This window comes from Mycolicibacterium lacusdiani (assembly GCF_021916785.1).
Taxonomy (GTDB): domain Bacteria; phylum Actinomycetota; class Actinomycetes; order Mycobacteriales; family Mycobacteriaceae; genus Mycobacterium; species Mycobacterium lacusdiani.
Genome location: NZ_JAKCFC010000001.1, coordinates 993,587 through 1,019,280, shown reverse-complemented (window position 1 = coordinate 1,019,280; position 25,694 = coordinate 993,587). Strand labels below are relative to the sequence as shown.

General features: G+C 69.3%; 23 protein-coding genes. 15 read left to right on the top strand and 8 right to left on the bottom strand.

The window, feature by feature from the left end:
• Positions 1-27: 27 nt before the first annotated feature.
• Entirely contained in the window at positions 28-543 is a 516-nt protein-coding gene (locus tag LOK44_RS04905) for a transglycosylase family protein (RefSeq protein WP_237568887.1), read from the top strand.
• Here LOK44_RS04905 and LOK44_RS04900 read toward each other — a convergent pair.
• The 4 genes from LOK44_RS04900 to LOK44_RS04885 are packed head-to-tail and all read right to left on the bottom strand — an operon-like array spanning position 531 to position 3,184.
• The gene (locus tag LOK44_RS04900) at positions 531-1,103 is read right to left on the bottom strand and encodes a VOC family protein (protein ID WP_237568886.1); all 573 of its coding nucleotides are present in this window, start codon (positions 1,101-1,103) and stop codon (positions 531-533) included. The genes LOK44_RS04905 and LOK44_RS04900 overlap by 13 nt on opposite strands.
• Positions 1,100-2,260 carry an FAD-dependent oxidoreductase gene (locus LOK44_RS04895; protein WP_237568885.1) on the bottom strand — a complete coding sequence of 387 codons (1,161 nt, stop codon included), beginning with the start codon at positions 2,258-2,260 and terminating at the stop codon, positions 1,100-1,102. Before LOK44_RS04895 ends, LOK44_RS04900 begins: the two co-directional genes overlap by 4 nt.
• Positions 2,261-2,279: 19 nt before the next feature.
• The gene (locus LOK44_RS04890) at positions 2,280-2,810 is read right to left on the bottom strand and encodes a PaaI family thioesterase (protein ID WP_237568884.1); all 531 of its coding nucleotides are present in this window, start codon (positions 2,808-2,810) and stop codon (positions 2,280-2,282) included.
• Positions 2,807-3,184: a winged helix-turn-helix transcriptional regulator gene (locus LOK44_RS04885; RefSeq protein WP_237568883.1), complete on the bottom strand. Its 378-nt coding sequence runs from the start codon at positions 3,182-3,184 to the stop codon at positions 2,807-2,809. The genes LOK44_RS04890 and LOK44_RS04885 overlap by 4 nt, the downstream gene beginning before the upstream one ends.
• Positions 3,185-3,268: 84 nt before the next feature.
• Between LOK44_RS04885 and LOK44_RS04880 the strand changes: the two genes are divergently transcribed.
• The 11 genes from LOK44_RS04880 (at position 3,269) to proB (ending at position 18,201) form a co-directional block, all read left to right on the top strand.
• Complete coding sequence (locus LOK44_RS04880) at positions 3,269-5,281, top strand: S9 family peptidase (protein WP_237568882.1); 2,013 nt, start codon at positions 3,269-3,271, stop codon at positions 5,279-5,281.
• A gap of 45 nt (positions 5,282-5,326) precedes the next feature.
• Positions 5,327-6,583, top strand: coding sequence for a saccharopine dehydrogenase family protein (locus LOK44_RS04875; protein WP_237568881.1), 1,257 nt, complete (start codon positions 5,327-5,329; stop codon positions 6,581-6,583).
• Between the two features lie 60 nt (positions 6,584-6,643).
• Complete coding sequence (locus LOK44_RS04870; protein WP_237568880.1) at positions 6,644-9,310, top strand: valine--tRNA ligase; 2,667 nt, start codon at positions 6,644-6,646, stop codon at positions 9,308-9,310.
• Positions 9,307-10,728: a bifunctional tetrahydrofolate synthase/dihydrofolate synthase gene (gene folC, locus LOK44_RS04865; RefSeq protein WP_237568879.1), complete on the top strand. Its 1,422-nt coding sequence runs from the start codon at positions 9,307-9,309 to the stop codon at positions 10,726-10,728. The genes LOK44_RS04870 and folC overlap by 4 nt, the downstream gene beginning before the upstream one ends.
• Positions 10,725-11,123, top strand: a complete 399-nt coding sequence (locus LOK44_RS04860) for a DUF4233 domain-containing protein (RefSeq protein ID WP_237568878.1) — start codon at positions 10,725-10,727, stop codon at positions 11,121-11,123. The genes folC and LOK44_RS04860 overlap by 4 nt, the downstream gene beginning before the upstream one ends.
• 16 nt (positions 11,124-11,139) lie before the next feature.
• On the top strand, positions 11,140-11,550 hold the full coding sequence (gene ndk, locus LOK44_RS04855; RefSeq protein WP_163924349.1) for a nucleoside-diphosphate kinase: 411 nt from the start codon (positions 11,140-11,142) through the stop codon (positions 11,548-11,550).
• 305 nt (positions 11,551-11,855) lie between these two features.
• Positions 11,856-14,687, top strand: coding sequence for a ribonuclease E (gene rne, locus LOK44_RS04850; protein ID WP_237568877.1), 2,832 nt, complete (start codon positions 11,856-11,858; stop codon positions 14,685-14,687).
• A gap of 183 nt (positions 14,688-14,870) precedes the next feature.
• Positions 14,871-15,182 (top strand): 50S ribosomal protein L21, encoded by a 312-nt coding sequence (gene rplU / locus LOK44_RS04845; protein ID WP_163924351.1) that lies wholly within the window; start codon positions 14,871-14,873, stop codon positions 15,180-15,182.
• A gap of 47 nt (positions 15,183-15,229) precedes the next feature.
• Entirely contained in the window at positions 15,230-15,520 is a 291-nt protein-coding gene (rpmA, locus tag LOK44_RS04840; RefSeq protein ID WP_237568876.1) for a 50S ribosomal protein L27, read from the top strand.
• 93 nt (positions 15,521-15,613) lie between these two features.
• Entirely contained in the window at positions 15,614-17,062 is a 1,449-nt protein-coding gene (gene obgE / locus LOK44_RS04835) for a GTPase ObgE (protein WP_237568875.1), read from the top strand.
• Between the two features lie 5 nt (positions 17,063-17,067).
• On the top strand, positions 17,068-18,201 hold the full coding sequence (proB, locus tag LOK44_RS04830; protein ID WP_237568981.1) for a glutamate 5-kinase: 1,134 nt from the start codon (positions 17,068-17,070) through the stop codon (positions 18,199-18,201).
• Here the strand turns inward: proB and LOK44_RS04825 are convergent.
• Positions 18,198-18,827 carry a TetR/AcrR family transcriptional regulator gene (locus LOK44_RS04825; protein ID WP_237568874.1) on the bottom strand — a complete coding sequence of 210 codons (630 nt, stop codon included), beginning with the start codon at positions 18,825-18,827 and terminating at the stop codon, positions 18,198-18,200. The genes proB and LOK44_RS04825 overlap by 4 nt on opposite strands.
• 66 nt (positions 18,828-18,893) lie before the next feature.
• Between LOK44_RS04825 and LOK44_RS04820 the strand changes: the two genes are divergently transcribed.
• Positions 18,894-20,159: a cytochrome P450 gene (locus LOK44_RS04820; RefSeq protein ID WP_237568873.1), complete on the top strand. Its 1,266-nt coding sequence runs from the start codon at positions 18,894-18,896 to the stop codon at positions 20,157-20,159.
• Here LOK44_RS04820 and LOK44_RS04815 read toward each other — a convergent pair.
• Positions 20,156-20,986, bottom strand: a complete 831-nt coding sequence (locus LOK44_RS04815; protein WP_237568872.1) for an NAD-dependent protein deacetylase — start codon at positions 20,984-20,986, stop codon at positions 20,156-20,158. The genes LOK44_RS04820 and LOK44_RS04815 overlap by 4 nt on opposite strands.
• A gap of 54 nt (positions 20,987-21,040) precedes the next feature.
• Here LOK44_RS04815 and LOK44_RS04810 point away from each other — a divergent pair, with 54 nt between their 5' ends.
• Together LOK44_RS04810 and LOK44_RS04805 are read left to right on the top strand one after the other, a co-directional pair.
• On the top strand, positions 21,041-23,083 hold the full coding sequence (locus tag LOK44_RS04810) for an NAD(+) synthase (protein ID WP_237568871.1): 2,043 nt from the start codon (positions 21,041-21,043) through the stop codon (positions 23,081-23,083).
• Positions 23,084-23,102: 19 nt separating this feature from the next.
• Positions 23,103-23,909 carry a GntR family transcriptional regulator gene (locus LOK44_RS04805; protein ID WP_237568870.1) on the top strand — a complete coding sequence of 269 codons (807 nt, stop codon included), beginning with the start codon at positions 23,103-23,105 and terminating at the stop codon, positions 23,907-23,909.
• Positions 23,910-23,915: 6 nt separating this feature from the next.
• On the opposite strand, the gene LOK44_RS04800 is transcribed toward LOK44_RS04805, so the two are convergent.
• Entirely contained in the window at positions 23,916-24,743 is an 828-nt protein-coding gene (locus tag LOK44_RS04800) for an enoyl-CoA hydratase/isomerase family protein (RefSeq protein WP_237568869.1), read from the bottom strand.
• Positions 24,740-25,642: a ribokinase gene (locus LOK44_RS04795; protein WP_308192709.1), complete on the bottom strand. Its 903-nt coding sequence runs from the start codon at positions 25,640-25,642 to the stop codon at positions 24,740-24,742. The genes LOK44_RS04800 and LOK44_RS04795 overlap by 4 nt, the downstream gene beginning before the upstream one ends.
• Positions 25,643-25,694: the final 52 nt, after the last annotated feature.

Here is a 25,694-nt window from a genome sequence, read left to right as displayed (position 1 = left end):
GTCAACCGGTCGGGGAAGGACCGCAACATGATCATCAACACCGCACTTCGCGACACCACCGTCAGGGTCCTGCGCTTCGTGGTCCTCATCGGCGCCCTCGCCCTGGCCATCGGCGCCATCACCACTGCGTTGTCCGGCGCGTCGGCACGGGCCGACACCATGAACTGGGACGCCGTTGCCGAATGCGAGTCCGGCGGCAATTGGAAGGCCAACACCGGCAACGGCCACTTCGGCGGCCTGCAGTTCAAGCCCGCCACGTGGAGTTCGAACGGCGGCACCGGATCGCCGGCCTACGCGTCGCGCGCCGAGCAGATCCGCGTTGCGGAGAACGTCCTGCGCACCCAGGGCGTGAAGGCTTGGCCCAAGTGCGGTCCCCTCGGGGGAACGCCTGCCGTATGGCGCACCCCGGCCGCCCCGTCGGCGCCCGCCACCGGGACCGGCTGCGACGCCATCCGCCAGGGCGGCATCCTCGGCGTCGTCGATCTGCGCAAGATGTGCTCGACGTTCCTCGCGCCGTTGGCCGCCTTCACTCAGCCCCGCTGAACGAACTCGTTCCCGTCCGGATCCACCGGGCCGTCGAAGGTGCCACCCTGAACACTCCATCGCCAACGATTCGGCGTGACGCGGGCATCGGGCACCGGCACGAACTTCCAGACCAGCTCCGGCCACCCGGCGCATTCGGATAGATAGCGTGGCGTGCCGTCCGGCCCCGGACCGATCCGGGCGCCGACCCGCGGAGCCCACCACTGCGCGATGTCGGCCGGTCGCTCGCTGTCGGTGCATACCGCGAAGGCGCGGGCAGGAACGTCGCCCTCGAGATTCGGATCGACGAACGCGCAGAACTCGTTGCCCTCCACGTCGGCGAGGGTGGCGCGCAGCGGAGGGTAGGCGTCGAGCACCCGGGCACCCATCGCCAGCAGGACGTCGACGTCGCGCACGTAGACGTCGAGGTGGACGCGGTTCTTGACGACCTTGGGTCGTTCCTGCGGCACCACCTCCAACAGCCGCGCACACGCATCCGGGCCGAGCGCGGTCTCCCAGAACCCGCGGACTGCCGCCGGGTCGTCCGCGTCGACGAGCAGCCGACCGAGCGACGCCGTCATCGCGACCCCGCCGCGGGAAGGGCGAACGCCGACCGCGCCGCGATGCTGGACAGGTGCCGGGTCAGCACCGCCTCCGGCACCACCGCGGACGCCCGCACCAGCGCAGCCCCCGCGACGGCCGGCCGCAGATTGACCACCTCGCCGATCACGCGCGATTCGCGCATCAGCCGACGCACCCGGGGACGACGGGCGGCGGCGAATTGGGTGAAGGCACCGGGCAGGTCGTCGCCCCGGCCGATGCAGTGGGCCAGGACCGCGGCGTCCTCGAGTGCCTGACAACCGCCCTGACCGAGATGTGGACGCATCGGGTGCGCAGCGTCGCCGACCAGCACCATGCGTCCCCGCGACCACGTTTTCGCCGGTTCGCGGTCGTAGAGGTCGTTGCGCAACACGTCGGTCTCCTCGGTCGCCGCGAGCAGCGCAGGCACTGGGTCGGCCCAGTGCGAGTACTTCGAGCGCAGATGGGACAGCTCCCCGCCGGGTGCGGTCGCGCCCTCGCCACAGCGTTCGGTGCCGAACCAATAGGTGTGGTCGGCGTCCAGCGGAACGTGCCCGAATTCGGTCCCGGTCCCCATGGTCTCGCCTGCGAGGTCGGGATGGATGGCGCACCGCGCGATCGCGCGCCACGCGGTGTAGCCGGCGTAGCGGTGCCGCAGCGGGCCGTTGAGGTGGCGTGCAACCGCCGACCCGACCCCGTCCGCACCGATCACCGCGGCCGCCTCCCGGACGCTGCCGTCGCTCATCGTCACTGCCACCCGGGCTCCGGTGTCGTCGAAAGACGTTGCCGCCAGGCCGGTCTGAACCGTGCCGGGGGACAGCGCATCGGTCAGCACCCTGGCGAGGACGGACCGACGGACCACGACGAGCGGCTCGCCGAGCGCCTTGGTGATGCGTTCGGGTGATGGGTGGCGCAACCACGCGCCGTTGCTCCACCGCATCGCGCCCGCGGTCACCCGCCCGCCGGAGTCCCGCACGGCGTCGCCGAGTCCGATCGCGTCGAGGGCGGCCAGCGCGTTGGGCCAGATGCTGATGCCCGCGCCCGACGACGTGTCGGTGCGTTCCTCGACGATCGCGACGTCGTGGCCGCGTCGTTGCAGCGCGTTTGCCGTTGCCAAGCCGGCGATGCCGGCGCCGATGACGAGGATGCGTTGCGTCACGCCATGAAAATAGGGCGGATCAGAGGTCGAACACCAGCAGCGTGCTCGTTGCGGTCGCGACGACCGAGCCGTTGGCGTCCGTCACGACGCCCTCGGTGAAGCCGACGCGCGAGCCGGCCTTGACCACGGTGCCCGTGGCGAGCAGCGGTCCACTGGTCGGCCGGACCGCCTTGAGGTAGTTCACCTTGATCTCGATCGAGGTGTAGCCCTTGCCTTGCGGAAGCGTGCTGTGCAGGGCGCAGCCCGCAACCGAGTCCAGCAGCGTGCAGACCAATCCGCCGTGGATGGCGCCGATCGGGTTGTATGCCGACTCGTCGGGCTGGCAGCTGAACACGACGCGCCCGGGTTCGGCCGACACCATCCCGAAATCCATCAGGCCGGAGATCGGAGGCGGCGGAAGGACGCCGTCGACCATTGCGCGCAGGTAGTCGATGCCCGACATCGACAGACCCTTGGCGGTCGTCGGTGCGGGGTCGTGCCAGGCGACCACCTTCGTGCGGCGGTTGCCCCACTCGGCGCGGTGCTGGTCGGCAGTGAGTTCTGCGGTCAACGTGACTCCTCGGTCGTGCGGTCGTGGTCGTGCGGTGGAGCGGCTTCGTCGGCGGCCACCGCGTGCTGGGCGCCCCACGCCAGTAGCGCGGCCAGCACGGGGCGAAGGGCTCGGCCGGCGTCGGTCAGTGCGTATTCGTCGCGATGCGGCGTGCGCGGCACCCGCATGACGATGCCCTCGGCCTCGAGCGTCTTGAGGCGGGCCGCGATCCGGTCGCGTGGCGCCCCCGTGCCGCGCACGATGTCGGTGAAACGAGTTGCGCCCAGGGTGATCTCGCGAACCACGAGCAGCGCCCACCGCTCGCCGACGACTTCGAGCGCTGCTGCGATCGGGCACGGCCGCCCCGGCAGGTCGGTCAACGCGATGGCGGCCATGGACGAAGCATGCCACCGATTGGTTTGACTTTCAAACTAGAAATATCGGTGGGCCGGATCGTCGGGCCCGTGGTACCAACGATCGTGTCCTCCGTTTCACGGCCCGCGCCGCCCGCCCTGCCCACGGCGCCGTTCGCCGACCTCGACGACTACCTGCGAATCCCTCGCGTCGCCGGCCTTGCCGTCACGCCCGACGGATCGCGTGTCGTCACCACGATCAGCGAACTCGACGAGTCGGGAACCGAATATCGCACGGCCATATGGGAACTCGACCCCACCAGAGGTGCGGCCGCCCGCCGCCTCACCCACGGACCCAAGGGTGAGTCGGCGCCGGCGTTCACCAGCACCGGGGACCTACTGTTCCTCTCCGCGCGGCCCAAGCCCGGTGACCAGGACGACCAGTCGCCCGCCACGCTGTGGCGGTTGCCGGCCTCGGGCGGGGAAGCGATCTCGGCGTTCGAGGCGCCGGGTGGAGTCGACGCCGTGCTGGCCGCCCGTGATGCCGACGTCGTCGTGGTCAAGACGGCACTGCTGCCCTCGGCGCACACCCTCGACGACGACCGGCGACTGCGTGCACTGCGCAAGGACGGCAAGGTATCGGCGGTGCTGCACGCCGGCTATCCGGTGCGGTACTGGGATCACGACATCGGCCCCGCTCAACCGCACCTGCTCACCGTCGACGACGGCCGGGACGTCACACCGGATCCGGGGCACGCGCTGCGGGAGGCAGGCGTGGACCTGAGCCGCGACGGCCGCTTCGCGGTCACGACGTGGCAGGCGCCCGCCCCCGGGGCGGCGACCCGCAGCAGGCTGGTGCGCGTCGACCTCGATACCGCGGAACGGACCGTCATCGTCGACGATCCGGGCGCCGACCTGTTCGGGCCCGCGCTGGCGCCAGACGGGACGCGCGTCGCATACCTGCGCGAGACGTTCAGCACGCCCACCGAGGCGCCGCGAATCACACTGTGGCTCGCGACGTTCGACGGTGCGACCACCCAGGTCGCCGCCGGGTGGGACCGATGGCCCACGTCGGTGGCGTGGTCGGACGACGGCTCGGCACTGGTGGTCACCGCGGACGAGGACGGTCGCGGGCCCGTCTTCGTGATCGACCCGTCCGACTCGAGTGTCGAACGTCGTACCGACGACGACTTCACCTACACCGACGTGCACCCCGTCGCCGGTGGTGAGTTCTTCGCCATGCGCAGTTCCTACGCCAGACCGCCGCATCCCGTCCGGGTCAGCGCCGAGGGCGGTGTCACGGAGTTGACGTGCGTAGACGCTCCCGACCTACCAGGAGAGCTATCGGAACTCACCGCAACCGCGGCGGACGGCACGCCGGTGCGGTCCTGGTTGATCCTGCCCAACACCACGGATCCCGCACCTCTGCTGCTGTGGATCCACGGTGGCCCGCTCGCCAGTTGGAACGCCTGGCACTGGCGCTGGTGCCCGTGGCTGCTCGCGGCTCGGGGTTACGCCGTACTGCTGCCCGATCCTGCGCTGTCGACGGGATACGGCCAGGACTTCGTCCAGCGCGGCTGGGGCGCTTGGGGGGCCGCGCCGTACACGGATCTGATCGCCGCAACCGATGCCGCCTGCGCACACCCCGGGGTGGATGGGAACCGCACAGCGGCGATGGGCGGCTCGTTCGGCGGGTACATGGCCAACTGGATCGCCGGAATGACCGACCGCTTCGACGCCATCGTCACCCACGCCAGCCTGTGGGCGCTCGACCAGTTCGGGCACACCACCGACGGCTCCTACTGGTGGGCGCGGGAGATGACCACCGAGATGACGGATGCGAACTCACCGCACCGCCACGTCGACCGCATCAGCACGCCGATGCTGGTGATCCACGGGGACAAGGACTACCGGGTACCGATCGGCGAGGGCCTTCGGCTCTGGTACGAGCTGCTCTCGAGTTCGGCGCTGCCCGCGGCCGACGACGGCACCAGCCCGCACCGCTTCCTCTACTTCCCCGACGAGGGGCACTGGATCGCCAAGCCGCAGCACGCCAAGATCTGGTACCAGGTAGTGACGTCCTTCCTGGCCACACACGTGCTCGGCCGCCAGGAGGGGCCGCCCGAGACCCTCGGCTGACGGGACGCGCCCGACACCTGCTGCGGCCCTCGGTAGGTTGGGGTCATGACCGCAGAGCAGCGTGAATTCGACGTAGTGGTGTACGGCGCGACGGGGTTCGTAGGGAAGTTGACCGCGGACTACCTCACAAGAGCAGGAAGCGGTGCGCGCATCGCGCTGGCAGGCCGCTCGGCGACGAAGCTGCGGGACGTCCGCGATTCGCTCGGTCCCGCGGCGAGCGACTGGCCTCTCATCGAGGCCGACGCGTCACAGCCGTCCTCCCTCAACGACATGGCCGCGCGTACCCGCGTGGTCGTGACGACCGTGGGTCCCTACACCAAGTACGGCCTGCCGCTGGTCGCCGCGTGCGCTGCCGCGGGCACCGACTACGCCGACCTGACCGGCGAGACCATGTTCGTCCGAGACAGCATCGACACCTATCACAAGCAGGCCGCGGACAACGGCGCCCGCATCGTCCACGCGTGCGGATTCGACTCCATCCCGTCGGATCTCAGCGTCTACGCGCTGCACAGGCGAGCGGCCGAGGACGGCACCGGGCAGTTGGGCGAGACCACCCTCGTGGTGCGGCGCTTCGCCGGCGGCATCTCGGGCGGCACCCTCGCCTCCATGCTCGAGGTGCTCGACACGTCGTCGTCCGACCCCGAGGCGCGTCGGCAGATGAACGACCCGTACACCCTGAGCACCGACCGGTCGGCCGAACCCGAACTGGGACATCAGTCGGACACGCCGTGGCGGCGCGGCCGGGAGATCGCGCCGGAACTCGACGGCGTCTGGACCGGTGCGTTCGCCATGGGGGCGCCGAACTCCCGAATCGTGCGGCGGTCCAATGCGCTGCTCGACTGGTCCTACGGCCGCACGTTCCGCTACGCCGAGACCATGAGCATGGGTTCCTCGGTCGTCGCGCCCGTGGCAGCGGCGCTCGACACCGCCGCGAACGTCGCGATGCTCGGTCTCGGCGGCAGGTACTTCAACAAGCTCCCACGCGGGCTGATCGAGCGAGTCCTGCCCAAGCCGGGCACCGGTCCCAGCGAGAAGGCCCGTGAGAACGGTCACTACACCGTCGAGACGTACACCACCACGACCACCGGCGCGCGCTACCGCGCCACGATGTCGCAGCAGGGTGACCCCGGCTACAAGGCGACGTCGGTTCTCCTTGGTGAGTGCGGCCTTGCGCTGGCCCTGGACCGCGACGCGCTGTCGGATCTGCACGGCGTGCTCACTCCCGCCGCAGCGCTGGGTGACGCACTACTGGCGCGATTCCCGGCCGCAGGCGTCTCCCTGGAGACCGAACGACTGGCCTGACCCGGGGGAGCGTGTCGGGGGCTTGATCGGCCACCGGTCGGTGGTTCCTAGAATGTCGAGGTGACCGCCTCCTCTGCGCCTGCCGACAACCCCGGGGCATCGGCCCTGCCGAAATCGTGGGACCCGGGCGAGGTGGAGAGCGACCTTTACCAGGGCTGGGTCGACGCGGGATACTTCACGGCCGATCCGTCGAGTACCAAGCCGCCCTACTCCATCGTGCTGCCCCCGCCCAACGTCACCGGCAGCCTGCACATGGGTCACGCGCTCGACCACACGCTCATGGACGTCCTGACGCGCCGCAAGCGGATGCAGGGTTACGAGGTGCTGTGGCTGCCCGGCATGGACCACGCGGGCATCGCGACCCAGAGCGTCGTCGAGAAGCAGCTCGCCATCGACGGCAAGACCAAGGAGGACTTCGGCCGCGAGCTGTTCGTCGACAAGGTCTGGGACTGGAAGCGCGAGTCCGGTGGCACCATCGGCGCCCAGATGCGCCGGATCGGTGACGGCGTCGACTGGAGCCGTGACCGGTTCACCATGGACGACGGACTGTCGCGGGCCGTGCGCACCATCTTCAAGAGGCTCTACGACGCTGGCCTGATCTATCAGGCCGAACGACTGGTCAACTGGTCACCGGTGCTCGAGACCGCCATCTCCGACCTCGAGGTCAAGTACGACGACGTCGAAGGCGAGCTGGTGTCGTTCCGCTACGGCTCGATGAACGACGACGAACCCCACATCGTCGTCGCCACCACGCGTCTGGAGACGATGCTCGGCGACACCGCGATCGCGGTGCATCCCGACGACGACCGCTACCGCGCACTGGTCGGCTCGACGCTGCCGCACCCGTTCCTCGACCGGGACGTCGTGATCGTCGCCGACGCGCACGTCGATCCCGAGTTCGGCACGGGCGCAGTGAAGGTCACGCCCGCCCACGACCCGAACGACTTCGAGATCGGCGTGCGGCACGGCCTGCCCATGCCGTCGATCCTCGACACCAAGGGCCGGATCGTCGACACCGGAACGCGGTTCGACGGCATGGACCGTTTCGACGCGCGGGTCGCCGTCCGCGAGGCGCTCGCCGCCGAGGGCCGCATCGTCGCCGAGAAGCGGCCGTACGTGCACAGCGTCGGGCACTCCGAACGAAGCGGCGAACCGATTGAGCCGCGGCTGTCGCTGCAGTGGTGGGTGAAGGTCGAGTCGCTGGCCAAGGCCGCCGGTGACGCAGTGCGCAACGGCGACACCGTGATTCACCCCAAGAGTCTGGAGCCGCGCTGGTTCGCGTGGGTCGACGACATGCACGACTGGTGCATCTCGCGTCAGCTGTGGTGGGGGCACCGCATCCCGATTTGGCACGGCCCCAACGGCGAGAAGGTGTGCGTCGGGCCGGACGAGACCCCACCCGAGGGTTGGGAGCAGGACCCTGACGTGCTCGACACGTGGTTCTCCTCGGCGCTGTGGCCGTTCTCCACGATGGGATGGCCCGACGCCACGCCCGAACTCGAGAAGTTCTATCCCACCAGCGTGCTGGTCACCGGCTACGACATCCTGTTCTTCTGGGTCGCGCGCATGATGATGTTCGGCACCTTCGTCGGCGACGACGCCACCATCACCGGCGACGGATCGCGGGACCCGCAGGTGCCGTTCGAGAACGTGTTCCTGCACGGCCTGATACGCGACGAGTTCGGCCGGAAGATGAGCAAGTCCAAGGGCAACGGCATCGATCCCCTGGACTGGGTCGAGACCTTCGGCGCCGATGCGTTGCGGTTCACGCTGGCCCGCGGCGCCAGCCCGGGTGGCGACCTGTCGATCGGCGAGGACGCCGCCCGCGCGTCGCGGAACTTCGCGACCAAGCTGTTCAACGCCACGAAGTTCGCGTTGATGAACGGCGCCAGCCCCGCCCCGCTGCCGCCCGTGGAGGCGCTCACCGACGCCGACCGCTGGATTCTCGGGCGCCTGGAAGAGGTTCGCGCGGAAGTGGACTCGGCGTTCGACGTCTACGAGTTCAGCAGGGCGTGCGAGTCGCTGTACCACTTCGCGTGGGACGAGTTCTGCGACTGGTACCTCGAGCTGGCGAAGGTGCAGCTCGCCTCCGCTCCCGGCGGCCCGACGAACGCCGTGCTGGCGGCTGTGCTCGACGTCCTGCTCAAGCTGCTGCATCCGGTGATGCCCTTCGTGACCGAGGCGCTGTGGAAGACGCTGACCGGCGGTGAGTCGCTGGTGATCGCCGACTGGCCCAGCGCATCGGGTGTGGTGCTCGATCCGGTTGCCGCGCAACGGATCGCCGACATGCAGAAGTTGGTGACCGAGGTGCGCCGGTTCCGCAGCGACCAGGGGCTCAACGACCGCCAGCGGGTGCCCGCCCGGCTCGTCGGCATCGGCGATGCCGATCTGGACACCCAGGTGCCCGCCGTCGCCGCGCTGGCTTGGCTGACCGAACCCGAGGACGGGTTCACGCCGTCGGCATCGGTCGAGGTCCGTCTCACCCGCGGCACGGTGGCCGTCGAACTCGACACCTCCGGCACCGTCGACGTCGCCGCCGAGCGACGCAGGCTGGAGAAGGACCTGGCGGCCGCGGAGAAGGAACTGGCACAGACGACGGCGAAACTCGGCAACGAGGCCTTCCTGGCCAAGGCGCCCGAGCCCGTCGTCGAGAAGATCCGCGCGCGTAGACAATTCGCCGCAGAAGAGGTCGAACGCATCTCGGGTCGCCTCGACGGTCTGCGATGAGCGAGCCGACGCCCGACGAGATCGCATCGCTGCTGCAGGTCGAGCACCTGCTCGATCAACGCTGGCCGGAGACGAAGATCGAGCCCAGCCTCGGGCGGATCACCGCGCTGCTCGAACTGCTCGGTTCGCCGCAGCGGGCGTACCCGAGCATCCACGTGGCGGGCACGAACGGCAAGACCTCGGTGGTGCGGCTCATCGACGCACTGCTGATGGCGCTGCACCGCAGGACGGGCCGCACCACCAGCCCGCACCTGCAGTCCGCGGTCGAGCGCATCGCGATCGACGGTGAGCCGCTCTCGCCGGCGGCCTACGTCGAGACCTACCGCGAGATCGAGCCCTTCGTGGAACTGGTCGACCGGCAGTCCGAGGCCGACGGAGGCCCGCGGATGAGCAAGTTCGAGGTGCTGACCGCGATGGCGTTCAGCGCCTTCGCCGACGCACCGGTCGACGTCGCCGTCGTCGAGGTCGGCCTTGGCGGACGCTGGGACGCGACCAACGTGGTCGACGCGCCGGTCGCCGTCATCACCCCGATCGGCATCGACCACGCGGACTATCTCGGCGACACGATCGCGGAGATCGCCGCGGAGAAGGCCGGAATCATCGTCAAGGCGGAGGAGGAGCCCGTTCCGCTGGAGGTTGATCTGAGCACCGTCGCGGTGATCGGCCAGCAGGTACCCGAGGCGATGGAAGTCTTACTCGCTCAAGCAGTTCGGACCGACGCCGCCGTGGCGCGCGAGGACTCCGAATTCGCCGTGCTCAGTCGCGAGGTCGCGGTCGGGGGACAGGTCCTGGAGCTACAGGGTCTCGGTGGCGTCTACTCCGAGATCTTCCTGCCGCTGCACGGTGAGCACCAGGCCCACAACGCGGTGGTCGCACTCGCGGCCGTCGAGGCGTTCTTCGGCGCGGGCGCAGGCCGCCAGCTCGACGTCGACACGGTGCGCGCGGGCTTCGCGAACGCGACCAGCCCCGGCCGTCTGGAACGGATGCGCAGTGCGCCGACGGTCTTCATCGACGCCGCTCACAATCCCGCGGGCGCGGCCGCCCTGACGGCGGCCCTCGAGCAGGAGTTCGACTTCCGGTACCTCGTCGGCGTGGTCTCGGTGATGGCCGACAAGGACGTCGACGGCATCCTCGCCGCGCTCGAGCCCGCATTCGACGTGCTGATCGTGACCCACAACGGATCGCGGCGGGCCATGGAAGTCGAGGCATTGGCGATGCGCGCCGAGGAGCGGTTCGGTCAGGAGCGGGTCGTGATCGCATCCACGCTGCCGGACGCCATCGAGACGGCGACGGCCATGGTCGAGGACGCCGGCGCCAGCGACGACGGCGCAGGGTTCTCCGGAGCGGGCATGGTCATCACCGGCTCGGTGGTCACCGCCGGTGCCGCCCGCACGCTGTTCGGACGGGATCCGCGATGACGTCAATCGAACCGCCGCCGGCCCCGCCTGACCCGTGGAAGAGCTTCCGCGGGGTGATGGCCGGCACCCTCATCCTCGAGGCGATCGTCGTGCTGCTCGCGCTGCCCGTCGTGAGCGTGGCCAACGGCGGTCTGACGTGGACGTCCGGGGGCTACCTCATCGGCCTCAGCGTCGTGCTCATCCTGCTGGCGGGCGTGCAGGGCAAGCCGTGGGCGCTGAAGGTGAACCTGGCCGTGCAGGTGGTGGTGATCGCGGGCGCCCTCGTTCACCCCGCAGTCGGTTTCATCGGCGTCGTGTTCGCAGCGGTGTGGGCGTTGATCGCCTACCTGCGCGCCGAGGTCAAGCGTCGACAGGACCGGGGCCAGCTGCCTGGGCAGCAGGATCCACCCGGGTGACCGGTACGCTGTCGCCGTGACTGAACAGACTCTGATCTTGGTGAAGCCCGATGGCGTCAAGCGACTGCTCGTCGGCGAGATTCTGAGCAGGATCGAGCGCAAGGGACTGACGCTCGCGGCCCTCGAACTCAAGACGGTCGACGACGCATTGGCCAGGGCGCACTACGCGGAGCACGAGGACAAGCCGTTCTTCCCGTCGCTTCTCGAATTCATCACCTCGGGCCCGGTCGTGGCCGCCATCGTCGAGGGCCCCCGCGCCGTTGCCGCGTTCCGGCAGATCGCGGGTGGCACCGATCCGGTCGAGAAGGCTGCCCCGGGAACGATCCGCGGTGACTTGGCCTTGGTCACCCAGGACAACCTGGTCCACGGCTCGGATTCGCCCGAATCGGCGGCCCGCGAAATCGAACTCTGGTTCCCCGGGCGTTAGCTGTCTGGCCCCCCGCCGACGGCACCTCGTCGGGAACACCGCGATGGTGTGGGATACTGGCCTCGGGTGACCGGCTTCATACCAGAAGCGGAAGCCCGGATGAAGACTTAGACGTGCGCGACCACGTGACCCCGAAGGTCACGTGCGGCGCCGACCGTCCAGCCATCATTCAGCCAGGCACCGAGGGCTCCACCCGGAGTTGCTCGGAGCGAGACCATACAAGCTCGGGGGTTCCCCTCGAGCCCATAGCGGAAGCCCTCGCGTGGCCGCGTCGATACGACGCGCCCGGGGGCTGAGGAGAATACGTGGCCCAGGATGCGCCTACCCAAGACCAGCCAGAAGACATCCAGCAGGACCAGCAGCCGCCTGCGCCGCTGACCGACGCCGGTCCCGGCGACGACACTGCTGCCGTCGCCGACGCAGACCCGGATCGCACCGGTGATGCCGAAGCGGTCGAGGGTGACGAAGCCCCCGTAGCTGCTGAGCCCGAAGCAGTGGCCGAGCCGGCCGCTGCCGAGCCCGAAGCCGCCGAACCCGAAGCCGAGCCCGAGCCTGCACCGGCGCGGCGCGGTGTCCTCTCGCCGTTCTCCTACGTGGAGGAGCCGGAACCGGAACTGCCGCGCGCCACGCCGGACGCCGGCGCCCAGGCCGTCGACTATCGCCCGCTGTTCGTCGCGCCACCGCTGTTCGTGGCGCCGCGACCGGCCCAACCCGTGGACGACGACGATGACGACGTCGACGAGTCCGACGATGACGACGACGACACCGACTCCGGCGATGCGGCCGTCGACGCCGACGCCGATACCGACGACGATTCGGCCGACCGGCCCGCCAACCGCCGCCGTCGGCGCGGACGCCGTGGCCGCGGCCGTGGGCGCGGTGAGCAGAGCAGCGACGACGCAGGCGACGACACCGACGAGGAGTCGACCGACGATGGTGACTCCGACGACGACTCCGACGACGAGGACGGCGCCGACGACGACAACGCCGGCGGCGATGGCGCTACCCGTCGCAGGCGGCGCCGCCGCAGGCGCAAGTCGGGGGCAGGCGACGGCGACGACGCCACCTCGACCGACGACCCGCCGAACACCGTCGTGCACGAACGAGCACCGCGGGAACGGTCGGAGCGCCCGGAGAAGTCGAACAAGTCGGACGAGATCCAGGGCATCAGCGGCTCCACGCGGCTCGAGGCCAAGCGTCAGCGCCGGCGCGACGGCCGCGACGCGGGTCGACGTCGTCCGCCGATCCTGAGCGAGGCGGAATTCCTCGCCCGCCGCGAGGCCGTCGAACGAGTGATGGTCGTCCGCGACAAGGTCCGGACCGAACCGCCGCACGAAGGTGCCCGCTACACGCAGATCGCAGTCCTCGAGGACGGCGTGGTGGTCGAGCACTTCGTGACCTCAGCCGGTTCCGCGTCGCTCGTCGGCAACGTGTACCTCGGCATCGTGCAGAACGTCTTGCCCTCGATGGAGGCGGCATTCGTCGACATCGGTCGCGGCCGCAACGGCGTGCTCTACGCCGGTGAGGTGAACTGGGAGGCCGCGGGCCTCGGCGGTGCGCAGCGCAAGATCGAGCAGGCACTGAAGCCGGGCGACTACGTCGTGGTTCAGGTGAGCAAGGATCCCGTCGGACACAAGGGCGCCCGCCTCACGACTCAGCTGTCGCTGGCCGGCCGCTACCTGGTCTACGTGCCGGGGGCGTCGTCCACCGGCATCAGCCGCAAGCTTCCCGACACCGAGCGGCAGCGCCTGAAGGAGATCCTGCGCGAGGTGGTGCCCTCAGACGCGGGCGTCATCATCCGCACGGCGTCCGAGGGCGTGAAGGAAGAGGACATCCGCTCCGACGTCGATCGGTTGCAGGAGCGCTGGAAGCAGATCGAGGCGAAGGCCACCGAGATCACCGGCAAGGCCGCCGGTGCCGCGGTCGCGCTCTACGAGGAGCCTGACGTCCTGGTCAAGGTCATCCGCGACCTGTTCAACGAGGACTTCTCCGGGCTGATCGTCTCCGGTGACGACGCGTGGAACACGATCAACGACTACGTGACCTCGGTTGCGCCGGAACTCCTGCCGCGGATGACGCGCTACGAGCCGGCCCAGCCCGACGGTCCTGACGTCTTCGCCGTGCACCGCATCGACGAACAGTTGGTCAAGGCGATGGACCGCAAGGTGTGGCTGCCGTCGGGCGGCACACTGGTCATCGATCGCACCGAGGCGATGACCGTCGTCGACGTCAACACCGGCAAGTTCACCGGCTCCGGTGGAAACCTCGAGCAGACCGTGACGCGCAACAACCTCGAGGCCGCCGAGGAAACCGTCCGCCAGCTGCGGCTGCGTGACATCGGCGGAATCATCGTCATCGACTTCATCGACATGGTGCTGGAGTCCAACCGGGATCTGGTGCTGCGCCGCCTCACCGAGGCGCTCTCGCGGGACCGCACGCGCCACCAGGTGTCCGAGGTGACCTCGCTGGGCCTGGTGCAGCTGACCCGAAAGAAGCTGGGTACCGGCCTCATCGAGGCGTTCTCCACGACCTGCTCGCACTGTGCCGGCCGCGGAATCATGCTGCACGGTGATCCGGTCGACTCCGGCGCTCCGTCGAGCCAGCAACGCAAGTCCGAGCCCGGCGCAGGCCGGCGAGGCAAGCGGGGCAAGAAGGGCGGACGCACCGAGGAAGTGCCGGTCGCGAAGGTGCCCCCGCATTCCGTCGGCGAGCACCCGATGTTCAAGGCCATGGCGGCGGCGAATGGCCGCGGTGAGGACGAGACCGACGAGACGGATGAGGACGCCGTCGAACTCGAGGGCGATGACGTCGCCGCGGAAGGCGTCGTCGGCGAGGTCGTGGAAGAAGACGTCGAGGACGACACCGACGAGGAGGACGACTCCGACGATGACGACCTCGATGACGACGAAGACGACGATGACGAGGACGACGACGACATCGAGGTCATCTCCGACGACGACGACGACGACGAGGACGACGACGACTCGGATGACGAGGACGACGACTCGGATGACGACGATGAGGACGACGACGATGAGGATGAGGACGACGACGAGCCCGTGCTGGTTGCGACCAGTCGCCCTCGTCGACGTCGCGCAGCCGCGCGACCTGCCGGACCGCCGAGTCAGGATGGGTGAAGCGGTCGGCGGTGAGGCGGTTTGACCCCTTACCCGCTGGTCACGTAATCTTGAGCAGTTGTCCGTCGGCTTTGCGATGATCCGAGCCGGTGACAGCGGGGCTTGGAACCCGCACCCCCAGACCACGCGAGCAGCTTTCGGGCAGCGCGCGCCCGCAACACAGACGTAGAGGATGACGACACGATGGCGACGTACGCAATCGTCAAGACCGGCGGCAAGCAGTACAAGGTCGCGGTCGGAGACATAGTCAAGGTCGAGAAGCTGGAACTCGAAGCCGGCGCTTCCGTGTCGCTGCCCGTGGCGCTCGTCGTCGACGGCGCGAACGTCACGACCGACGCGAGCGACCTGGAGAAGGTCGCCGTGACGGCCGAGGTGCTCGAGCACACCAAGGGCCCGAAGATCCGGATCCACAAGTTCAAGAACAAGACCGGCTACCACAAGCGGCAGGGCCACCGTCAGAAGCTGACGGTCGTCAAGGTCACCGACATCGCCTGATGTTCGTCCACGCAGACAACACCGACTACTAGTAGGGGAGCAACCACATGGCACACAAGAAGGGCGCTTCCAGCTCGCGCAACGGTCGTGACTCGAATTCGCAGCGCCTCGGCGTCAAGCGCTTCGGCGGCCAGGTCGTCAAGGCCGGCGAGATCATCGTCCGCCAGCGCGGCACGCACTTTCACCCCGGCGTGAACGTCGGACGCGGCGGTGACGACACCCTCTTCGCGACCGCTCCCGGCGCCGTGCAGTTCGGTGAGAAGCGCGGACGCAAGACCGTCAACATCGTTCGCATCGCGCGACCGGGGTCTGACGTCGCCGCCACCTCGAACGCCTAGGGCTCGCACTTCCAACGTCGACGTCGACGTTCTGCAGTGCGGCTCTCGCAGTCGGACTGCAGAACGTAGATTTCGTCTTGGAAAGGAACCCCGATGCCCCGTTTCGTCGATCGCGTCGTCATTCATGCGCGAGCAGGCAACGGCGGTCACGGCTGCGCCTCGGTGCACCGCGAGAAGTTCAAGCCGCTAGGTGGTCCCGACGGCGGTAACGGTGGTCGCGGCGGCAGTGTCGTGCTCGTCGTCGATCCGCAGGTGCACACCCTGCTCGACTTCCACTTCCATCCGCACGTCGTCGCCCCGTCGGGCAAGCAGGGCGCTGGTAGCAACCGAGATGGCGCGGCCGGTGCCGATCTCGAGGTGCGGGTTCCCGACGGCACCGTCGTCCTCGACGAGCAAGGGCGCTTGCTCGCCGATCTGGTCGGCGAGGGAACCCGGTTCGACGCAGCCACCGGCGGACGCGGTGGCCTCGGCAACGCCTCCCTGGCGTCCCGGGCGCGCAAGGCGCCGGGCTTCGCGCTGCTGGGCGAAGAAGGCCAGACCCGCGACCTCACCCTCGAACTCAAGACCGTCGCCGACGTCGGTCTCGTCGGCTTCCCCTCGGCGGGCAAGTCATCGCTCGTCTCGGTGATCTCGGCGGCCAAGCCGAAGATCGCGGACTACCCGTTCACCACGCTGACGCCGAACCTGGGCGTCGTGTCGGCGGGCGATCACACCTTCACCGTCGCCGACGTGCCCGGCCTGATTCCGGGAGCGTCGCAGGGCCGAGGTCTCGGCCTCGACTTCCTTCGGCACATCGAACGCTGCGCAGTCCTGGTGCACGTCGTCGACTGCGCGACCATGGAACCCGGTCGTGATCCGATCTCGGACATCGACGCACTGGAGGCCGAACTCGCCGCCTACGTGCCGACGCTCCAGGGCGATCAGACCCTGGGCGACTTGGCCGAGCGGCCCCGCGCCGTGGTGCTGAACAAGATCGACGTGCCCGACGCGCGCGAGATGGCGGACTTCATCCGCGGTGAGATCGCCGAACGCTACGGCTGGCCGGTCTTCGAGGTGTCCGCCGTGAGCCGAGACGGGCTGCGGCCGTTGATCTTCGCGCTGTGGGACATGGTGGCGGCCTATCGCGCCGCGCAGCCCGTGGTCGCGCCGCGCCGTCCCGTCATCAGGCCCGTCGCCATCGACGAGAGCGGCTTCACCGTCAGCTCGGACGGCGACGGCGGTTTCGTGGTGCGCGGCACCCGGCCGGAGCGCTGGATCAGCCAAACCGACTTCACCAACGACGAGGCCGTGGGTTATCTCGGCGACAGGCTGGCCCGGCTCGGCGTCGAGGACGAACTGCTCAAGCTCGGCGCCCGTCCCGGATGCGCCGTGACCATCGGCGCCATGACCTTCGACTGGGAGCCGCAGACACCGGCAGGCGTCGACATCACGATGACGGGGCGCGGCACCGACATCCGCATCGACCAGAGTGACCGCATCGGTGCGGCGGAACGCAAGATCGCGCGGCGGGAGCGCCGCAAGCCCGGCAGCGACGACGAGTGACGAGCGTGCACTCCGGCGATCCGGCGCGCTCGGCGCACCGGGAGGCCATCCGCACCGCGCGCAGCGTCGTGGTCAAGGTGGGCACCACCGCACTGACCACCCCGTCGGGCGTGTTCGACGCGGGCAGGCTCGCCGACCTCGCCGATGCCATCGAGTCGCGGATGCAGGCCGGGTCCGACGTCGTGATCGTCTCCTCCGGCGCCATCGCCGCGGGCATGGAACCGCTGCGGCTGACGAAGCGACCCACCGACCTCGCGACGAAGCAGGCGGCGGCCAGCGTCGGGCAGGTCGCGCTGGTCAACGCGTGGAGTTCGGCATTCGGCCGGTACCGCCGCACCGTCGGCCAGGTGCTGCTGACGGCGCACGACATCGCGATGCGCGTGCAGCACAACAACGCTCAGCGCACACTTGATCGGCTTCGTGCGCTGCACGCCGTGGCCATCGTGAACGAGAACGACACGGTGGCCACCAACGAGATCAGATTCGGCGACAACGACAGGCTCTCGGCTCTGGTGGCGCACCTCGTCGGTGCCGATGCGCTGATCCTGCTCTCGGACATCGACGGGTTGTACGACGGTGATCCCCGCAAGGCGCCTGCCGACGATCCGGCGCGCTTCATCCCCGAGGTGGCTGCGCCCGACGATCTGGACGGTGTCGTCGCGGGTGGGGGGAGCAGACTCGGTACCGGCGGCATGGCGTCGAAGTTGTCCTCGGCGCTGTTGGCAGCCGACGCGGGCGTGCCCGTGCTGTTGGCCGCTGCCGCCGACGCGGCGACGGCGTTGGCCGATGCCTCGGTGGGCACGGTCTTCGCCCCGCGGTCGGAAAGGATGACGGCCCGGCGCTTCTGGGTCCGGTACGCCGCGGAATCGGCCGGTGTGCTGACCCTCGACGACGGTGCGGTGCGCGCCGTGCTCGACCGGCGCCGGTCGCTGCTGCCCGCGGGCATCGTCGCGGTCTCGGGCCGCTTCCACGGCGGCGACGTCGTCGAGTTGCGCGGCACCGACGAGGTGACGGTGGCGCGTGGCGTCGTGGCGTACGACGCCGGCGAACTCTCGGGCATGGTCGGCAGGTCGACCTCGGATCTACCCGCTGAGATGCGCAGGCCGGCCGTGCACGCCGACGACCTCGTCGCCGTCTAGGGCGCCTCGAGATACAGCGTGCTCCACAGGATTTGGGTCAGCGTGTTGGCCAGTTCGGCGTCGTAGGTCGCCGGTCGGCCCGGCAGGGTCTGTTGACACGCCCGCTCGACCATCCACGTCAGCGTGGTCGCGGTCGGCTCGGGTTCCAGGTCGGCGCGAATGGTGCCGTCCGCACGGCCCGATTCGATGACCTCGGCGAGCCGATCGGCGATCTGGGTGATGAGATCGGTGTACGTGGCGCCCACCTGCGGGTCGTAGGCGGACATCTCGTTGAGCGCGAAGAGTAGCGGTTGGTGTTGGCGGAAGGCCGCGATGATCGCCGTCATCGCGGCGCGGGCGTCGGCGGGGTCGTGGCGCTGCGCCACGCTCCACCAGCGGGCGGCACCCGCGGCGAGGTCGCCGAACACGTGATCCGCCAGCCGGCGCAGCAGGTGCCCCTTGTCCTCGAAGTAGACGTAGAAGCTGGCGCGGGAGATGCCCGCCTCGGTGGCCAGCCGGTCGACGCTCAGCTCGGTGAAGCTCGCCCCGCTGCCCATCAAACGGTCGGTGGCGTCGAGCAGCTGACGCTCGATGCGCTCGCGTCGCTCCTGCCTCTTCGCCTGCGGTTTGCGGGTGACGGACGGCATCGCCCCAGGTTAACGGAGGCATCCACACCTCGACTGGACATAGTGTCCAGACTTATTGTCTGACTCATGATTGTGTCGCCGCTCACATCTCCTACCCGCGCGTACGACCCGATCGATCTGTCCTCGCGGGCGTTCTGGTCGACCACCGCCGCCGACCGCGAGAAGGCCTTCGCCGTGCTGCGCACCGACCGCCCGGTGAGCTGGCATCCGCCGGTCGAGGACGCGCTGATGCACGATCCCGCCGACCCTGGCTACTGGGCCGTCACGCGGCACGCCGACATCGTCACCGTCAGCCGCGACAGCGAGGCGTTCCTGTCCGGTAGGGGCGTGCTGTTCGAGAACGTGCCGGAGGAACTGCTCGAGGCCTCGCAGTCCTTCCTCGCCATGGACGCGCCGCGGCACACCATGCTGCGCAAGGTCGTGCACGCCGCGTTCACCCCGCGTCAGGTGCGGCGCATCGAGGAGTCGATAGGCGACAACGCGCGGGCAGTCGTCGGCGAACTGCGCGCCGCAGGCACGGGCGCCGACTTCGTCGAACACTGCGCGAGGGAACTTCCGATCCGCACGCTCTCGGACATGGTCGGGATACCGGAATCCGAACGCGCTCAGGTGGCAGAGGCCGCCGACGCGATGGTCTCCTGGGGTGACCCGGTGTACCTCGCCGGGCGCAACCCACTCGAGGTGCTGATCGGCGCTCAGATGTACCTGCATCAGGTGGCGGGTGCGCTGGCCGCCGATCGCCGCGCGAACCCCGGCGACGATCTGATCAGTGCCCTTGTCCACAGCGAGGTCGATGGCGATCGGCTCACCGACGCCGAGGTGGCTGCCTTCTTCGTCCTGCTCGCGGTCGCAGGCAACGACACCACGCGTCAGACGGCCAGTCACGCCGTACGCGCGCTGACCGAGTTCGACGACCAACGGACTTGGCTGGCAGCGGACTTCGACGACAGGATCGGCAGCGCCGTCGAGGAGTTCGTCCGGTGGGCGACCCCGGTGATGACCTTCCGGCGCACGGCCGGGGTGGACGTCGAGCTGGGCGGCCGGCAGATCGCGGCGGGGGAGAAGGTCGTGATGTTCTACGCCTCGGGCAACTTCGACACAGAGGTCTTCGACGCACCCGATGTGCTGAACCTCGGCCGCAAGCCCAACCCGCATCTCGGCTTCGGCGGCGGCGGACGGCATTTCTGCCTCGGCGCACACGTCGCCCGCGCGCAGTTGCGAGCGCTGCTTCACGAACTGATCACCCAGCTGCCCACCATCGCCGCCGGTGCGCCGGACTACCTGCAGGGCAACTTCATTCACGGGATCCGGTCAATGCCGGTCACGTTCTAACGCGCGGCGGTCACCAGCTCGTCGGACAGCAGCGCGAGCAACTCCGAGCAACCGCCCTCGACCTTCACCGAGGCGAGTGCGTCACCACGGGTCGCTCCCCGGTTCAGGATGGCGATCGGCTTCCCTGCCGCGGCTGCATGCCGGACGAACCGCAATCCCGAGAACACGGTCAGCGAGGAACCTGCCACCAGGAGTGCCTCGGCGTCATCGACGATCGAGTACGCGCGCGTGACACGGGGTTTGGGCACGCTCTCGCCGAAGTAGACGATGTCGGGTTTGAGCATGCCGCCGCACCGGGGACAGTCGACGAACCGGAACGACGCCGTGTCGTCGACGAATGCGTCGGCGTCGGGCGCCACGGCGATTCCGCCCACCCGTTCGGCTCGTTCGATGAAGCCCGGGTTGAGCGCCTCCAACTGCTCGGCGAGGTCGGCGCGCGACAGCGTGCAGCCGCACGCGAGGCACACCACCTGCGCGTAGGTGCCGTGCAGGTCGATCACGTTGCGGCTGCCTGCCTTGGTGTGCAGCAGGTCGACGTTCTGAGTGATGACGCCGGAGACGACACCCGCCCGCTCCAGTTCCGCCAGGGCCCGGTGACCGGCATTGGGCAGCGTCTCCGCCATGTGCCGCCACCCGATGTGGTTGCGCGCCCAGTACCGCTGCCGGAACTCCGCGTCGGAGGTGAACTGCCGGATGGTCATCGGGTTGCTCGGCGGTGAATCGGGGCCACGGTAGTCCGGGATGCCGGAGTCGGTGGACATTCCGGCACCGGTGAGCACGGCGACGCGTCGGCCCGCGAGCAGGCTGATCAGTTCGGGGCCTTCCACCCCGTCCAGGATAGGCCGTGCATGATTCCGTCGGTTCGCGGGCAACAATGAGGCATGAGCTTCTACTCCGCTTACCGTCACGGGTTCGTGCGGGTCGCCGCGTGCACCCATCACACGACGATCGCCGACCCCTCGGCCAACGCCGAGTCCGTGCTGCGCATCGCGCGTGAGTGTCACGGGGACGGCGTGGGTCTGGCCGTGTTCCCGGAGTTGACGCTGTGCGGGTACTCGATCGAGGACATCGTGATGCAGCAGGCACTCCTCGACGCAGCCGAGGCGGCAATTCAGGAGATCGTCGCAGGCTCGGCGGAGTTGCTCCCCGTACTCGTCGTGGGGGCTCCACTGCGCTACCGCAACCGCATCTACAACACCGCCGTCGTCATCCACCGCGGCACGGTGCTGGGCGTGGTGCCCAAGTCCTACCTGCCCACCTACCGCGAGTTCTACGAGCGCAGGCAACTCGCGCCCGGTGACGACGTCAGCGACGTGATCCGGTTGGCGGGCGTCGACGTACCGTTCGGCCCCGACCTGCTGTTCGCCGCCGCCGACCTGCCGAACTTCGTCCTGCACGTCGAGATCTGCGAGGACATGTGGGTGCCGATTCCCCCGAGCGCCGACGCTGCGCTGGCCGGGGCCACGGTGCTGGCGAACCTGTCGGGCAGCCCCATCACCATCGGACGGGCCGACGACCGCAAGATGTACGCCCAATCGGCGTCGTCGCGGTGTCTGGCGGCCTACGTGTACGCGGCGGCGGGGGAGGGCGAGTCGACCACCGATCTGGCGTGGGACGGCCAGACCATGATCTACGAGAACGGGACGCTGCTCGCCGAATCCGAACGGTTCCCGAAGGACGTGCGGCGGTCGGTGGCGGACGTGGACGTCGACCTGCTGCGGGCCGAGCGACAGCGGATGGGGACGTTCGACGACAACCGGCGCCACCACGGTGCACGGATCGACGCGTTCCGGAAGGTCGAATTCGTGCTCGACCCGCCGACCGGCGACATCGGTCTGCGCCGCGACGTGGAGCGGTTCCCGTTCGTGCCGTCGAATCCCGAACGGCTGGAACGGGATTGCTACGAGGGCTACAACATTCAGGTCGCCGGTCTGGAGCAGCGGCTGCGGGCGCTGAACTTCCCGAAGATCGTGATCGGCGTGTCCGGCGGACTCGACTCGACCCATGCCCTGATCGTGGCGGCCAGGGCGATGGACCGCGAGGGTCGCCCGCGCAGTGACATCCTCGCGTTCACGCTGCCCGGCTTCGCGACGGGCGATCGCACCAAGGGCAATGCCATCGAACTCAGCGAGGCGCTCGGGGTGACGTTCGCCGAGATCGACATCCGCGAGACCGCCACCCGGATGCTGACCGAGATGGACCACCCGTTCGCCAGGGGCGAGAAGGTCTACGACGTGACGTTCGAGAACGTCCAGGCTGGCTTGCGCACCGACTACCTGTTCCGGTTGGCCAACCAGCGCGGCGGCATCGTGCTGGGCACCGGTGACCTCTCCGAGCTGGCGCTGGGCTGGTCCACCTACGGGGTTGGCGACCAGATGTCCCACTACAACGTCAACGGCGGCGTGCCGAAGACCCTGATCCAGCACCTGATCCGGTGGGTGAGCAGCTCCGGCCAGTTCGACGACCGGGTGAACGCCGTGCTGCGGTCCGTGCTGGACACCGAGATCACGCCCGAACTGGTGCCCGCTGGCGAGGACGAGGAGATTCAGAGCAGCGAAGCCAAGGTGGGACCGTATGTCCTGCAGGACTTTTCACTGTTCCAAGTGCTGCGCTACGGGTTCCGGCCGTCGAAGGTCGCCTTCCTCGCCTGGCATGCCTGGAGCGACGCGAACCACGGTGACTGGCCGGCCGGTTACCCCGAGGACGACCGTCCCGAGTACCCGCTCTCGGAGATCCGGCGGTGGCTGCAGGTGTTCGCGCAGCGGTTCTACTCGTTCAGCCAGTTCAAGCGCTCCGCGCTGCCGAACGGCCCCAAGGTGTCCGCCGGTGGATCGCTGTCGCCGCGCGGCGACTGGCGGGCCCCGTCGGACATGTCGGCGAAGATCTGGCTCGACGAGATCGAACGCGAGGTGCCCGAGCACTGAGCATGCGAAGATCACGGCGATGGGTCGGGGCGGGAATGGTGAGGCGCGCGTCAGCGCGTCTGCAGGCGTGCCCCTACACCGCCAGCTCTACCTGGTGTTGCACGACGAGATCGCTCGCGGCGCCGTGGGGTCGGGAGAGGCGCTGCCCACCGAGCAGTCGCTGTGCAATCAATTCGGTGTCTCGCGGATCACGGTGCGTCGGGCACTGGCCGACCTCGCCGAGGCGGGTCTGATCGAACGCAGGCACGGCGTCGGTTCGTTCGTCGCGGACAACGCGACGGCGCGCGCGCACGATCCGGCGGCTTCGTACATGGACGGGCTGCGGCAGATCGAGTTCGAGACCGAGGTGGAAGTCCTCGAGTTCGGTGTCCGCGCGGCGCCCACCGCCGTCGCCGAGCGGCTCGGCGGACCCGACCGCCTGCTGCAGGTGCTGCGGCTGCGCCGTGAGCGCATTACGCAGGAACCGTGCATGGTCACCGAGGTGTGGCTGCCGGAACATCTCGCCGAGACGCTGACCGAGCCGGCTCTGGCCGGGGCGCCGCTCTACCAACTGCTCTACGCCGCAGGCGTGGGCGTCGACGGGGTCGACCACGAACTGACCGCCGAGGTGGCGGGACCGAGGATCGCCACGCTGCTCGACACCGCGATCGGCGCTGCGGTCATTCGGGTGAACTCCGTGGCGCACGCGACCGGAAGGCCGCACCACTTCCTGTCGATCGCGTTGTCGCCCAACCGGAGTCGCGTGCTGCTCAGTCAGTCCGCCGCCGACTTCGAGTCCGGCATCGGGATGGCGATCGCCCACGACGTGCGCAGACCAAGGGTCTGAGCGGGGCTACAGCCTGCCGTCGGTGCGCAGGTCGGGGTGCACCCACTCGGGGGCGCGGCGCTGCTTGAACGCCACGAAGCCCTCGACGGCCTCCGGTCCGCTGTAGGAGGCCTTCATGCCGATCCGGTCGAACAGGCCCATGTAGTTGTCCAGGCTCGACTTCACCACCAGACGCGCCTTGGGCGCCGTTCGGCAGCACTGCGCGAGGACGTCCCGCGCGGCAGCACCCAGGTCGTCGTGCGGCACCACCCGCGCCACCATGCCCCAGTCGACTGCTTCGCGAGCGTCGAGCGTGCGACCGGTGAACATCAGATCGCGGGTACGCACCGGGCCGATCATCCGGGCCAGCATCTGGCTGTAGTACGTGTCGGCGATCCCGCGGTAGAGCTCCGGTACGCGGAACGTCGCCCGATCGCTCACCACCGCCATGTCGCTGCACATCGCGATCTGCAGGCCGCCGCCCTGGCACAGTCCGTTGACCGCCGACACCACGGGCTTCACCGACTGCCGCAGCGTCTCGAACGGCGTGACGTCCATCGACAGTGCCGGTCCGAAGGACATCCAGTCGTCGACACCGTCACCGCCGCCGAGGTCGCCGCCGGGGGCGAACACGTCGCCGGTGCCAGTGATCAGCAGGCCCGCCAGATCCGGGTCGTTCTCGACGTGGGTGACCGCGTAGCGGATGCCGAAGTACATCGCAGGCGTCATGGCGTTGCGCGCCTCGGGCCGGTCGAGCGTCACCACCCCGAACGGGCCATCCCTCTCGAAGCGCAGGAAGGGGGTGCCCAGCCAGTCGCCGTCCGGCGGGCGGGGGGCGTTGTCGGTGGTGGTCATGCTCCTCCTCGTTCGGGGCCGTGCGGTTCGGGATCGGTGTTGTCGAGCACGTCGTCGATGGCCTCCTCGGTCGGCGCGCAGTCGCCAGCGCCTGGCACCAGCGTGGCGAGCGCGCCGGCAGCGCATGCCCGGCGCAGCGCCGCCTCCGGCCCGAGGTGCCAGCCGGCGGCGAGCACGCCGGCGAAGACGTCACCGGCGCCCGTGGTGTCGATCGCCTCGACCTGGGGTGCTGCAACGGTGACGCGGGCCTGGGTTGTGCGGTACTCGGCGCCGTCGGCTCCCCGCGTCACGACGAGATGATCGACGGGCCAGCGCCACTCACGTGACTCCGCGTCGTTGACGATGACGACGTCCACGGTGGAGGCCAACCGTTCGAGATCGGCCGGTGCACCGACGGGCGACGCGTTGACCATCACCGCCGCGCCCCCTGCCCGGCCCACCCGCGCCGCCGCCAGGACGGTGTCCACCGGGATCTCCAGCGACAGCAGCACCACGTCGGATGCGGTGATCGCGTCGCGGACGGCAGGAGAGGACAGGTGCAGGTGGGCGTTGGCGCCGGGGGCGACGACGATCAGGTTCTCGGCACCGTCGTCGACGACGATCACGGCGGTACCACTGGCGCCCGGCAAGGTGAGCACGCCGTCCAGTCCCACGTCGTTGCCGCTGAGGTGGGCCCGCAGCTTGTCTGCGGCGTCGTCGTCGCCGAGCGCGGCGACCAACTCCACGGACGCGCCCGCGCGCGCCGCCGCGACGGCCTGGTTGCCGCCCTTGCCGCCCGGCGACCAGGTCGTCGACGCCGCCAGCACGGTCTCCCCGGGGCGTGGCAGCGACTGAACGCGCATCGACTGGTCGAGGTTGACGCTGCCCACCACGCACACTCGGTTGCCGGACGTTGTCACGGGCCATACCGTAACCCCGACCGGGCCGGACCCGCGTTACCTCGATACGCTG